Here is a 13060-nt window from a genome sequence, read left to right on the forward strand (position 1 = left end):
AGCACGACCTTGCCAAGGTCGGGGTCGCGAGTTCGAGTCTCGTTTCCCGCTCCAAATTTTGATCTACAGACGTCCACTGAAGTCTGTAAGTCTTTGAAAAAGGAGCGAAAGCTCCTTTTTTCGTTCCAGCCAAATCCACTGAATTCCACCAACGGCCAGCCTTTTTGAGGCCAGAATTAAGGCCAATCTATACGGGTGGTGTCGGATCCGGGTTGTTACTGGGGCTGGGCGGGAGCCTTGACGATCATAGAGCCTAAGTCTCAGCTTAGGAGCTATGTGATGGCACTCTCCGATCTGATCATCCGTCAGGCCAAGGCCACCGGTAAAACCTACAATCTCGTCGACACAGACGGGCTGGGGCTGGTCGTCTCTCCGGTTGGCGGCAAGTCTTGGTACTTTCGTTATTACTGGTTAGGCAAGCAAAAACGCATGTCGTTGGGCGCCTATCCCGAGATCGGTCTGCGCCAAGCACGCGCTCTTCGTGACGAATCCCGTGCACTGCTGGCCAGCGGCATCAACCCCCATACCGAGCGAAAGCAGAAGCGCCGCGCCGTGCGCTTGGCAGCTGAGAATACGTTCGAAGCCATCTTTTGGATTTGGGTTGAGCACCGTCGTAAAGTGCTCAAGATCGGGCGACAAAGTACCCTCTCGCAGATCCAGCGCATTTTCTGTAAGGATGTCCTGCCGAGCGTGGGTAAGATCCCTATCTACGACATCAGAAGGCCTCAGTTACTGGAGCTGTTGTCACGGATCGAACAGCGCAAAGCATTTACGACCGCCGAGAAAGTCCGCGCCTGGTTCCGCCAGCTGTTTCGGTACGCATTGGTTATCGTCGATGGACTAGAAGCCAACCCTGCCTTTGATCTGGATGTTGTCGCCGTTCCCAAACCGCCCGTCGAACATAATCCTTTTTTGCGTATGGATGAGCTCCCTGTAATGCTGCAGAAACTGCGTACTTATCCGGGAAAGGGTCCGCAAACCCAGTTAGGGATCAGGTTGCTCTTGCTGACTGGCGTGCGGACAGGCGAGTTGCGCTCAGCCACTCCTGAGCAATTTGATCTTGAGCGTGGATTGTGGATCATTCCGGCGCAGAACGTTAAGCAACTGCAGAACAAAATGCGCAGGTCTGGGCGACGGCCGCAAGGCGTACCACCTTATATCGTGCCGCTGTCCGTACAGGCCATCGAGGTCATTGGCTGTCTGCTCAGCAGGGTCAAGCCGGCCCAGCACTACTTGTTCGCGCACCGCAGTGATTTTAGAAAGCGTATCAGCGAAAATACGTTAAACAGGGCGCTGCGTCAGATGGGCTACGAAGGTCGTCTTACTGGGCATGGTATCCGCGGTACGATTTCGACCGCGCTCAATGAAGTCGGCTATCCCAAAATTTGGGTGGACGCTCAGTTGTCGCATGCGGACACTGATAAAGTCAGTGCGGCATACAACCATGCTATGCATGTCGAGCCACGCCGGCGCATGATGCAGGATTGGGCTGACCGGCTGGATATGCTGGAGCAAGGGCAGGTACAGGCTGCCAGCGCTCACCTGGCGATTCATATCGAGGGGATGCCGTCGATCAAGAGCATTGCGAACTTACCTGATACTGCGAGTCGTATGTCGGTAGCTGCTGATGAAAATCCAGCTTTGGGTGCTTCGACTGTCGTCAACTCAAGCGAGGGTGGTCAATCGAATCAGCGGCTATCGCCTTTGCCTATAGTACCGGAGTCAGTTGTAGTGCAGGAAGTCTCCGGTATCCAGCGAGAGCATCAGGAAATGCTCGCGATATACGAGGCGCCGCAGAATATTCCAATGCCCTTGTTTGCGCAACTGGCCGGAAAGTCCCGAGACAAGGTTAATCGCGAGCTCAAGACTGGCAAGCTACTCGCGTTGAATATGGGCAACCGTGGGCAGCGTGTCCCGGACTGGCAGTTGGATCCGATCAAAAACAGATTGGTTCGGGCGGTGCTCAAGCAGGCCCTAGAGGGCGATTCGTGGCAAATCTACCATGCACTTACACAACCGTATCGGCAGTTGGATGGGAAGGCGCCGATAGATTATGTAACGCTGGAGAATTTCCATACAGTTGCAGAAATTGTCGTTTCCCGTGCTTGCTGAGAGGCTGTAAACCAAATGGTGTAACTGCCCATAAATAAGTAACTTTTTCAAAAGGAATCCATCATGGGCAAGCAAATGGACAAAGAAAAACTTAATGCCCTGGCCGTGTTGCTGTGAGGTGTCCGGCACCATTAGGCCATGTCAAGCCGCCCTTGCTGCTTCAGTGATGATTCTGTTCAGTCAGAAATTCGGAGATCCTTTGATAAGCCGGTAATGTGACACAGTCATTGGCACGATTCGCGGCGACAGGATGAGAAGCCAGGCGTACGATGACAACGTCATTAGTCGGGTCAATATAAATGTTCTGGCCGTAGACGCCGCGTGCCATGAAGCTTTTGTTGGCGTCACCAGTGACCCACCACATGCCACGGTAAGACCAGCTACTCATGCTCTCGTGCAGGGGTGACTCGAAGGCCGCCAGACTGTTACCGCGCATAATATCCGGTACTAGATCCGGGTGCAGGATCTGTTCCCCCTGGTACTTGCCGCCATTGCGCAGCAATTCGGCAAAGCGGGCCAGGTCCCTCAGGCTGGCATTCAGGCCGCCGCCGGAGAAGGGGGTGCCGCGCTCATCTACCTGGAACTGAGCGTCCTGCTCCATGCCGATACGGCTCCAGATTTTTTCTTCCAGATAATCGGCGACCGACATGCCGGTGACGCGGGCAACCAGCCAACCCACCACCTCGGTATTGGCCGTTCTATAGCTGAAACGCTGGCCATGTTCGCCGGCTTTTTGGACGCTCGGAAGGTACTCCAGGTACCCCGTCGGGCCTGTATAGCCTTTGGGTTTGGGTAAAGGATTCCCGGCAGTAGAAAAGGCCCAGATTCCGGAGTCGGGGTTGGAAAAGTCCTCATCAAAATCGATGTTGGTCGTCATATTGAGCAATTGCTTCACGGTAGCATCGCCGAAGCCTGAGCCTTCGAGCTCCGGAATATAATGCGACACCGTCCGGGATTCATCGAGCAGCCCCTGATGCACCAAATCCAGTGCCAGGGTACCGGTCAGTGACTTGGTCACCGACATGACCGCATGGCGGTCATAGTCGTTAAAGCCACCCAGGTAACGCTCGTAAACCACCTTGCCCTGGTGCAACACGATGATGCCGTCTGTGTAGGTGTGCCACAGGGACTCCTCCCAGCTGATCGGTGCAGCGGCTCCCATAGGTATAACCTGCAACGCATCAATTGACTCATTGAGCTCATATGGCAGTGGTTGTACCGGGGTATTGCGGCGCTTCACCAGTGTGGTGGGCAGAAATTCGCTCATGTGTGCTGTGCTGTAGCGCAGCGCCGGAAAGCGGAAAAAGGAGCCGTCGCTAAGCTTGATCCGTTTGTCTTCCGGTGGCGGACTGCCCTGCATCCAGCCCATTTTCTCGGGTACTGAGTCACGCGCAGACATATAGTCGTCGGCGTTGTAGCCGGCGCTGTAGCCGGGACAGACAGATGCCTGCAGCGGGCTTGCCAGCACGAGCGTGGAAAGCAATGCCAGTGCTGGCCGGAGCTTCAAACCTTGCATGTATTGTCTCCCGGTATCAGAACTGATTTGCGCGGATCATTGCATCCATGCCGCCATCAATGAACAGGACAGAGCCATTGATGAACCGGGCCTGTTCCGACAGCAGGAACTGGACACCTTCTGCGATCTCGTCCGGCTGGCCGGCGCGTCCCAGCGGTGCAACAAAGTTTTTCACGGCTTCTCCGAAACGGGGGTCGTCCATTGAGGCCTGGTGCAGTGGTGTTTCAACGGCGCCCGGTGCAATGATGTTCAGGCGCATGCCCTGTTTGCCCCAGCTGACGGCCGTGCGGCGGCCATGGACGGTGACGGCATACTTGGAGGCCGCGTATGCGATATGGGGTGCCTGGCTGTCGTTGGCGATCTGGCATGCTTTGTCCTCATCACCGTCGAGCATGGCGGCGGCCATCTCATGCGGGCTGGCGACCTGGGAGCTGGCAGCCACCGAGCCGATGATGACCGCACTGCCGGCGTCGCTCTGCGCCAGTGCATCCGTGAGTCCGGCGATATATTCGGTGACGCCGAAATAGTTCACGCTGAGGATCAGCCCGACCGACGGCGCCGTAACGCCAACGCCGGCACAGCACACCACCGCATCCAGTATGTTGCCACACCGCTGCAGGGTCTGGATTACTGCCTGCTGGCGGCCTTCTGGCGTCGACAGGTCCGCATGGATGTCGGCATTAATGCGATCGACGCGGATCAGGGTATGACCGGCGGCTTCAAGGCGGTGGCAAACAGCCGCTCCAATACCGGACGCAGAGCCGGTTACAGCAATGGTGGACATGGTGTTTTCCTTATTTTCCAGTAAGCATTCTAATGGACTATGCATGTCATGGGCTGCCAGATCTTCGTCCATTCAGACTAGAGACAGAACCGGTCGGAGCTGGGTATCGCGCTGGGCCTGGGCAACGCCCAGCAGCAGTAGCATAGCCGCCGCAGTGGTAACAACGCCCAGCAGTAGCGAGTAGCGCAGCGATTCGTTCCCCAGCGTCGGAACCAGCAGGTCACTGATAAATCCGACGGCCAGTGGTCCGATGCCAACACCCAGCAGGGTAACCAGTATTGTCTGGCAGGCCATTGCCACGGCGCGGCTTTGTGGCGGCACCAGTTGCGTGATCAGGCTGAAGCAGGGGCCGACCCACCAGACGGCGAAAAAGCCGTTAATACCGCACCAGATCATCGCGGTCGGTACGCTGAAGCCGTTCACCGGCAGGGTGCTGTCGGCGGGCCAGAGCAGGTAGGCCAACATGGCAAGAATGCCGATACCGTGGCCTATCTGCGGGATGGCCAGCTGCCAGCGCGGATGGCGGCTGATCAGATGATCGGTAAACCAGCCACTGAACAGCATGCCGGCGGCGGCAGAGCCACCGCCGATGCACCCGGCCAGTATGCCGGCCTGCTGCAAGTCCAGGCCATGGCTGCGCACCAGAAAGGTGGCGTTCCACATGCCATAGGCGTTGGCACCCAGTGTGCTGACGCCGCTGGCGAGTATCAGTAGCCGAAAGGCTTTCAACTGCCAGAGCGAGGCCAGGGTGGCGCGCAGCCCCAGCGGTGGGCTGTCCAGGCCGACCTTGTCCCAGGTGCCACGCGGTGGTTCGCGCACAAAGAGCAAAAAGCTCATGGCAATGCCGATTGCCGGTAGGGAAATGATGATAAAGGTTGTCCGCCAGCCATACTCGGCCACCAGCCAGGCACCGAGACTCATGGCGATAATCGCGGCAAAGGTCGGGGCTGAACTGAAGCAGCTGATGGCAAAGGCACGCCGGTGTATGGGATAGAGGTCGGCGATCAGCGAGATGGAGCTGGAGCTGACCGGCGCCTCACCGATCGCCACCAGCATGCGCGCCACGACCAGCATGGCGAAGCCCGTGGTGATGCCACACAAAAAGGTGGTCAGGCTCCAGATCAGGGCGCAGATGGCCAGCAGGCGGGTGCGGGATGTCCGGTCGGCAAGGCGACCGGCGCTCAGGCCAAAGAGCGCAAAGACGCCGGCAAACGCCAGTCCCGAGATGAGCCCCATGGCGGTGTCGCTGGCATTGAACTCCTGCTTGATAGGTTCGATCATCACCGCCATGATTTGGCGGCCGATAAAGTTCTCTGCATACAACAGGGTCAGCAGAAACAACAGGCCATGGCGGCGCCAGGCCGGGGCGGAACAGACAGAGCCGGGAGTCGCCATAGCGTGAGTCCTTGCAGGTTGGGTCCAGGGCAAAGCCGATCAGATCAGCCCTTTTTCTCTTGCCATGGTCAGCGCCAGGTCTTCGATCATGTCCTCCTGCCCACCCACGGTGCCACGCCGGCCGAGCTCCACCAGTATGTCGCGTGCCGGGATACCGTATTTCTTCTGTGCCCGCTGGGCGAACAGCAGGAAGGATGAATAGACACCCGCATATCCCAGGGTCAGTGCATCGCGGTCCAGCCGGATCGGCTGATCCATCATCGGCACGACGATGTCTTCGGCCACGTCCATGATCTTGTACAGGTCGATGCCGGTTTCTACGCCCATACGCTTGAGAACTGCGACGAATACCTCCAGCGGCGTGTTGCCGGCACCGGCCCCAAGACCCGCCACCGAGCCGTCAATGCGGCTGGCGCCTGCGTCGATTGCCGCCAGCGAGTTGGCAATCCCCATGCCCAGGTTATGGTGACCGTGGAAACCGACCTCGACATTCTGCGGCAGCTCGGCCCGCAGCAGGCCGATCTTTTCGGTCACTTCGTCCGGCAGCATGTAGCCGGCCGAGTCGGTGGCATAGATGCAGTTGGCACCGTAGTTGACCATCAGCCGGGCTTGTTCGAGGATTTTCTGCGCACTGACCATATGCGCCATCATCAGGAAGCCGACGGTATCCATTTCCATCTTCGCCGCCATGCCGATGTGCTGTTCGGACACATCCGCTTCGGTGCAGTGGGTCGCGACGCGGATGGTGGATACACCGCAGTCTCTGGCCATTCTCAGATGATCGAGGGTACCGATACCCGGCAGCTGCAGTGCCGAGATGCGGGCGTTTTTCATCTTTGGCACCACCGCCTTTAGGTACTCCTCGTCGCTGTGCGCCGGGAAACCGTAGTTGAGCGACGCACCACCCAGGCCGTCACCGTGGGTCACTTCGATCAGCGGCATGCCGGCGGCATCCAGCGCGGTGGATACTGCGACCATTTCGTCAAGACTGATCTGGTGCCGTTTGGCATGCATTCCGTCACGCAGACTCATGTCATGCAGCGTGACTTTTTTTCCGTTCAGATTCATTGCGCGTTCTCCCGCTTAGCCACGTTCTGGAAGGGTGATGGTGCCGTTGCTGACTTCTTCCGCGAACATCTCGGCTGTGCGCAGGCCGGCGGCGGTCATGATGTCGAGGTTGCCGGCATATTTGGGCAGGAAATCGCCGAGGCCTTCCACCTGCATGAACACCGAAACCTTGTTGCCATCGAATACCGGGCCGTTGACGAGGGTGTAGCCTGGCACGTACTTCTGTACCTCTTTCACCATGGCATGGATCGACGCGGTGATCGCGGCCTGGTCCGGTTCGCTTGCCGTCAGGCAGTGGATGGTGTCGCGCATCATCAGCGGCGGCTCGGCCGGGTTGATGACGATGATTGCCTTGCCGCGCCTGGCGCCGCCCACTTTCTCCACGGCACCGGCCGTGGTGCGGGTGAATTCGTCGATGTTCTGGCGCGTACCGGGCCCGACGGAGCGGGATGACACTGTGGCGACGATTTCGCCATACTCGACCGGCTGCACGCGGCTGACTGCCGCCACCATCGGGATGGTCGCCTGGCCGCCGCAGGTCACCATGTTGACGTTCATCTCGAGATTTCTGGCATGGTCCGCCAGATTGACCGGCGGTACGCAGTAGGGGCCCACTGCGGCGGGCGTCAGGTCGATCATGATGACGCCCAGCTCGTTCAGCTTGCGGCTGTTCTCTGCGTGCACATAGGCGGAGGTGGCATCAAACGCCACGCGGATATCATCTGCGATCACGTGGGGCAAGAGGCCATCCACGCCGCTGGCGCAGGTCTTGATGCCCATCTCGGCTGCGCGCTTGAGGCCTTCGGACTCGGGGTCGATACCGACCATCCAGACCGGCTCTATCCACTCGGAACGCTGCATTTTCATCAGCAGGTCGGTACCTATGTTGCCGGGGCCGATAATGACCGCTTTCAGTTTCTTGCTCATAACCTTGCTTCCAGTTTGGCCAGCGGCGGCTGGCACTCAGGGGATAAAACGAATGGAGCAGCTGCCCAGTCCTGTAGCCGTCAGGCTGAAATCGTCGCCGGCCTGTACCGGGATCAGCGGCGCCAGTGCGCCCGACAAAATAACCTCGCCCTTGCACAGGGGGATGCCGTACTCGCCCAGCGTATTGGCGAGCCAGGCGACCGCTTCGGCCGGGTGTCCCTGTACGGCAGAGCCCAGACCAGAGCCTGCGGGCTGGTCATTCTTCTGGATTTGCATGGCGACCGCAGCCAGATCCAGGCTGTTGGGGTCTATACGCGCATCGCCGATAACAAAGACGCCGCAGGAGGCGTTGTCGGCTACGGTATCGATAATCCTGATGCGCCAGTCGTCGATGCGCGAGTCGACGATTTCGAAGCAGGGCGCCACCCATTCGGTGGCGGCCAGCACATCGGCCGCGCTGATGCCGGGGCCGGTCAGATCCTGCTTCAGGCAGAAGGCGATCTCGCCTTCGGCGCGGGGCTGGATCAGGCCGGCTGCCGCCAGGCTGATGGCACTGCCTTCTGGGTAGAGCATCCGGTTGGTCAGAAAACCGAAGTCGGGCTGGTGCACATCCAGCATCTCCTGCACCGCCTTGCTGGTAACGCCGATCTTTTTGCCGATCAGGGTTTCGCCGGCCTGTTCACGCAGCTTCAGGCTCGCCAGCGAAATGTGATAGGCATCGTCGATGCCGAGTTCCGGATAGCGTTCGGTCAGCGGTGGCAGTGTCAGCCCATTGCCTAATGCGTCGAACAGTTCCTGTCCGAGCGTCTGGATCAGATTCTGTGACATGCTATTGCTCCTCAGCCTGGCCAGACGCTGCTTTCAGCGCCGCCATCCACTTCAATTACTTTGCCGGTGACCCAGCTCGACGCCGGTGTCGCCAGGTAGAGAGCCGCCGCCGCGATATCGTCAGGCTGACCGATGCGTTTCAGCGGGGTGTTCTCTGCCATGGCGGTTAGCATGGCGTCGGGTGCGGCGTTTTTCAGGGCGGTGGTAAGCACGGGGCCCGGGGCAATCGCATTGATCCGGATCAGCGGTGCAAAATCCTGTGCCAGCAGTTTGGTCAGCTGGGTCAGGGCGGCCTTGGCGGCGCCATAAGCACTGAAGTGCGGCTGAATGTAGCGGGCCGCCCCCGAGGTGATGTTGATGACATTGCCGCCACCGGCGGAGCGCATGTGGGGCACACAGAGCTGGGTCAGGGAGTAGGCCGATGTCACGTTGAAGCTGAGCACGGCGGCAAATTCCTCGGCGCTCATCTTGAGTGGATCGTTGGGGCCTGCGCCGCCGGCATTGTTGACCAGGTGGGTAATCCTGCCCATGCCCTCAACGGCGGCATCAACCAGTGCCTGGCGCTGATCCGCATCGGTGACATCACAGCTGATCGCCAGTGCGCGGCGGCCCAGTGCCCGGATCTCGCCGGCAACCGCTTCAACATCGGCCAGGGTACGGGCCGAGCAGACGACATCGGCCCCGGCCTGCGCGAATGCCAGGGCGATGGCGCGCCCCAGGCCGCGACCTGCACCGGTGACTACGGCCACCTGCCCATGCAGGTTAAAGTTCTCGAGAATGGACATTAGGACTCCTTGTGCGAATGGGTGCTGCGCATCTCAGGCAGAGACGGCCCAAAGGTCAGGCAAACCCGGATCGGTGCGTTCGATCAGGCGCTTGAGCAGCAGCTTCAGGGCCAGGGCGTCGCCCAGTCCCAGGGTTTGCACCAGATCCTCTTCGACGGCCTTGGCCTGGGCGATCTGGTGCAGCGAGGCTTCGCGGCCATCCGCGGTCAGGCGGTAGCGTTCCTTTTCGATCACCACATGGCCACCGGCCATGAGCACCTGCATATCGGATGGGTCTACCCTGTGGCCGGTATAGCCGATATAGGCGTTGATCTCGTCGAGCGTCAGCCGGTCACGGATGCACAGCACCGACAGGATGAAAAACTGCGCCTGATCCAGATGCTGATCCTGCAGCAGCCCCTGCAGGCGGTTGACCATCTGGAAATGCGCGCGGCCCAGCAGATAACCCAGCAGATCTTCGGTGTAGCTGCACTCGGGCGGCGGTTCGGCCTTGGTCAGGCGCACTTCTTCGCGTGGCTTGCGCGCGGTCAGGGCGTACTGGCCACTCTGGTACACCAGTGGTGGCCGGTCGCTCTGGTCAAAGCCCAGTACTTCGCCGATAAAGATCAGGTGGTCGCCACCGTCATGGGTAAAGGCCGTGCGACACTGGAAGCGCGCGGTGCAGTTGGGCAGCAGCGGGGCGCAGGTCATGCCATCGTCCAGTGCAATGCCGGCAAACTTGTCTTCGCCGCGGGAGGCGAAGCGGCCCGACAGAGGTTCCTGGTCAACGGAGAGCACATGTACATTCCAGTAGGTGCCGTCGGTGAATACCGGCAGGCTCATGGCGCTTTTGGCCAGGCTCCAGAGCACCAGCGGCGGGTCCAGGGATACTGAATTGAAACTGTTGGCGGTGATGCCTACCTGGCTGCCATCGGCGGCCTGCGCGGTAATGATGGTCACCCCGGTGGTGAAGGTGCCCAGTGCCGCGCGAAACGCTTTAGGGTCAAAGCTCGGCTGTGTCATGGTGTTGCCTCTGCTGGCCGTGAGTCTGAGGCGAGTATTGCAGCCGCCACAAGAACGGACATCGTCTTTATGGACTAAGGCACACGGGGGCTGTCGTCCATCCGGACGAGGTGTTCAGGGCCTTTTACCGGTAGTAATGTGACAGCAATATAAGAAGCAGCACCCGCAGGTGCCGCCAAGCCGATCCAAGGGAGATATCAAGATGGCTTCAGCCGTAACAACCCCCGCAGGCATTGCCGACCTGCTGGCGGCTCAGCAACAGGCTTTCGGGCGCGAAGGCCTGGTGCCGGCGGCCACACGCCGGGCCCGCATTCAGCAGGTCATCGATCTGCTGGTGGCGCACAGTGACGCGCTGGCCGATGCGATGGACGCCGATTTTGGCGGCCGCCACCGCGGCTTTTCGCTGATGAACGATGTGCTCGGGTCCCTGGGCTCGCTGAAATACACCCGCGATCATCTGCAAGGCTGGATGCAGCCGGATACCCGCGCCTCTTTCGCGCCCTACGATCAGTTGGGGGCCAGCGCCGAGGTACTGCATCAACCCAAGGGCAGCGTCGGCATTATAGGCACCTGGAATGCGCCGCTGTTTACGCTGTTCAGCCCGCTGGCCTGCGCCCTGGGCGCCGGCAACCGCGCCATACTCAAGCCTTCGGAAATCACGCCGCGCACCGCTGAACTGGTCGCCGAGATCATCGGCAGTCAGGTCGACCCTGAGGTAGTCGCCGTGGTGACCGGCGATGCCGGCATCGGTGCAGCCTTTGCCGCACAGCCGTTCAATCACCTGGTGTTCACAGGCAGTACGGCGGTCGGTCGCAAGATCATGCAGGCGGCGGCCGGGCACTTGGTGCCGGTCACGCTGGAACTGGGTGGCAAATCGCCTGCGATCCTGAGCCGCAGCGCGGATCTGGATGACGCCTGCCGGCGTCTGGCCATCGCCAAGGGAACCAATGGCGGCCAGATCTGCATCAGTCCCGATGTACTCTACGTGCCGGCCGATGCGCTGGAGACCGTCGTCGCGGGTCTTAAACAGCATTTCTGCCAGTACTATCCGCGTATCGACGACAACCCGGACCTGGTGGCCGCGGTCAATGATGCGCATCTGCAGCGGGTTGAGTCCTACCTGGACGATGCGCGTGTGCGCGGTGCGCGCATCGAGTCCAGCCATCCCGAAACGCCGGGTAGCAGCCGCCGGCGCCCGCTGCGCCTGGTGATCGATCCACCGGCAGACAGCCTGATCATGCAGGAGGAAATCTTCGGATCGGCGCTGGTAATCCGGACCTACACGCAGCTTGACGAGGCCATCGTCGATATCAACGTCCGCCCCCGGCCGCTGGCGCTCTACTACTTTGGCCAGGACACCGCCGAACAGGCGAGGGTGCTGTCGCAGACGCTGTCCGGTGGCGTGACGGTCAACGATGCGATGATGCATGCCGCCATGCACGCAGCGCCCTTCGGTGGTATAGGTGCATCCGGGCTGGGGCATTACCACGGTTACGAAGGCTTTCTGGAATTCAGCCATGCACGCACTGTTTATCGTGTGCCGGAATCAGACCCGCGCGGCGAATGGGGCATGCTGCCACCCTACGGCGAGCATTTTGAAGCCATGATCAAGTCGCAGATCACCTCGGAGTAAGGGACGATGAATGCAATCCTGGCGACAGAGCCAGAGGCCGGTGTGCTCAGTCTCTGCCTGAACCGGCCCGAGAAGCGCAATGCCTTTGATCGGGAGCTTTATGCCGCCCTGATCGAAGCCCTGGAGCGGGCAGACCGCGATGCGGAGGTGCGGGTCCTGCTGCTGTCGGCGACGGGCGACTGCTTCAGTGCCGGCAACGATATCGTCGATTTCCTGGCCGAGCCTGCCCAGGGCCGGCGTACTGATCCGCCGCTGGCGCTGCTGCGTGCCATGCGCAGCTGCCGCAAGCCGATCATCGCGCAGGTGGATGGCAAGGCGGTCGGCATCGGGGCAACGCTGCTGCTGCATTGCGACCTCGTCTATGCCAGTGACCGCGCGGCGCTGGTATTCCCTTTTGTGGCCCTGGGGCTTAGCCCGGAGGGGGGCAGCACCCAGCTGCTGCCGCAGCTGGCCGGGCATATCAAGGCCTTTGAATGGCTGGTACTGGGCGAGCCCTGTCGCGCCGAAGCGGCGGCCCAGGCCGGGCTGGTCAATGCGGTGGTGCCGGCCCACAGGCTGGATGAAACCTGCCTCAATGCGGCGAAAAGGCTGGCGGCGCTGGATCCTGAGGCGGTACAGCGTTCCCGTGCGCAGCTGCAGCGCGCTTCGGGCCTGGAGCTTGATACCCTGATGCAGGCCGAGATGGACCAGTTTGAACAGCTGCTAGAGCGTGAGGCGGCGCAACAGGCGCTGCAGGCATTCGTGCGGCGCTAAGCCACCGTTTACGGCCGCTCACCGAGCGGCCTGTTCCTTTCTGCTGCACCCGCTTCACACCTCAGCTTCCCGGTTATCCTTCACCCTGGTACGCCAGTCTCCTCGCTATCCGGTGTATCGCCGCTCCCGCGCATCCATGCGCCTGCGGCATGACCGCCAGGGATGGCGGAAATCCTTACTTTGCAGGAGCAAAAGTAAGGGGCCGTACATCCTGTACATTGCCGCTCCCGCGCATCCATGCGCCCGCGGCATACCGT

At 60.5% G+C, this 13060-nt stretch carries 11 protein-coding genes; 3 read left to right on the forward strand and 8 right to left on the reverse strand.

Features of this window, described 5'->3' with window-relative positions; all coding sequences use genetic code 11:
• Positions 1 to 279: 279 nt before the first annotated feature.
• Entirely contained in the window at positions 280 to 2112 is a 1833-nt protein-coding gene (locus tag MRS74_RS22920; RefSeq protein ID WP_254582610.1) for a tyrosine-type recombinase/integrase, read from the forward strand.
• A gap of 160 nt (positions 2113 to 2272) precedes the next feature.
• Here the strand turns inward: MRS74_RS22920 and MRS74_RS22925 are convergent, their stop codons facing one another.
• From MRS74_RS22925 to MRS74_RS22960, 8 genes are all read right to left on the reverse strand, one after another.
• Positions 2273 to 3628: a serine hydrolase domain-containing protein gene (locus MRS74_RS22925; protein WP_254582611.1), complete on the reverse strand. Its 1356-nt coding sequence runs from the start codon at positions 3626 to 3628 to the stop codon at positions 2273 to 2275.
• 16 nt (positions 3629 to 3644) lie between these two features.
• Complete coding sequence (locus MRS74_RS22930; RefSeq protein ID WP_254582612.1) at positions 3645 to 4412, reverse strand: SDR family oxidoreductase; 768 nt, start codon at positions 4410 to 4412, stop codon at positions 3645 to 3647.
• Positions 4413 to 4484: 72 nt separating this feature from the next.
• The gene (locus tag MRS74_RS22935; protein ID WP_254582613.1) at positions 4485 to 5807 is read right to left on the reverse strand and encodes an MFS transporter; all 1323 of its coding nucleotides are present in this window, start codon (positions 5805 to 5807) and stop codon (positions 4485 to 4487) included.
• 39 nt (positions 5808 to 5846) lie between these two features.
• Entirely contained in the window at positions 5847 to 6875 is a 1029-nt protein-coding gene (gene dmpG, locus MRS74_RS22940; protein WP_254582614.1) for a 4-hydroxy-2-oxovalerate aldolase, read from the reverse strand.
• A 15-nt stretch (positions 6876 to 6890) separates the two neighbouring features.
• Positions 6891 to 7802 (reverse strand): acetaldehyde dehydrogenase (acetylating), encoded by a 912-nt coding sequence (locus tag MRS74_RS22945; protein ID WP_254582615.1) that lies wholly within the window; start codon positions 7800 to 7802, stop codon positions 6891 to 6893.
• Positions 7803 to 7838: 36 nt separating this feature from the next.
• The gene (locus MRS74_RS22950; RefSeq protein WP_254582616.1) at positions 7839 to 8630 is read right to left on the reverse strand and encodes a fumarylacetoacetate hydrolase family protein; all 792 of its coding nucleotides are present in this window, start codon (positions 8628 to 8630) and stop codon (positions 7839 to 7841) included.
• Between the two features lie 11 nt (positions 8631 to 8641).
• Complete coding sequence (locus MRS74_RS22955; protein ID WP_254582617.1) at positions 8642 to 9415, reverse strand: glucose 1-dehydrogenase; 774 nt, start codon at positions 9413 to 9415, stop codon at positions 8642 to 8644.
• A gap of 33 nt (positions 9416 to 9448) precedes the next feature.
• Complete coding sequence (locus tag MRS74_RS22960; RefSeq protein WP_254582618.1) at positions 9449 to 10417, reverse strand: flavin reductase family protein; 969 nt, start codon at positions 10415 to 10417, stop codon at positions 9449 to 9451.
• A gap of 202 nt (positions 10418 to 10619) precedes the next feature.
• On the opposite strand from MRS74_RS22960, the gene MRS74_RS22965 reads away from it, so the two are divergent.
• Positions 10620 to 12050: an aldehyde dehydrogenase family protein gene (locus tag MRS74_RS22965; RefSeq protein WP_254582619.1), complete on the forward strand. Its 1431-nt coding sequence runs from the start codon at positions 10620 to 10622 to the stop codon at positions 12048 to 12050.
• A 6-nt stretch (positions 12051 to 12056) separates the two neighbouring features.
• Positions 12057 to 12803 carry an enoyl-CoA hydratase-related protein gene (locus tag MRS74_RS22970; RefSeq protein WP_254582620.1) on the forward strand — a complete coding sequence of 249 codons (747 nt, stop codon included), beginning with the start codon at positions 12057 to 12059 and terminating at the stop codon, positions 12801 to 12803.
• Positions 12804 to 13060: the final 257 nt, after the last annotated feature.

It is taken from the genome of Marinobacterium sedimentorum (genome assembly GCF_024267675.1).
Classification (GTDB): Bacteria; Pseudomonadota; Gammaproteobacteria; order Pseudomonadales; family Balneatricaceae; genus Marinobacterium_A; species Marinobacterium_A sedimentorum.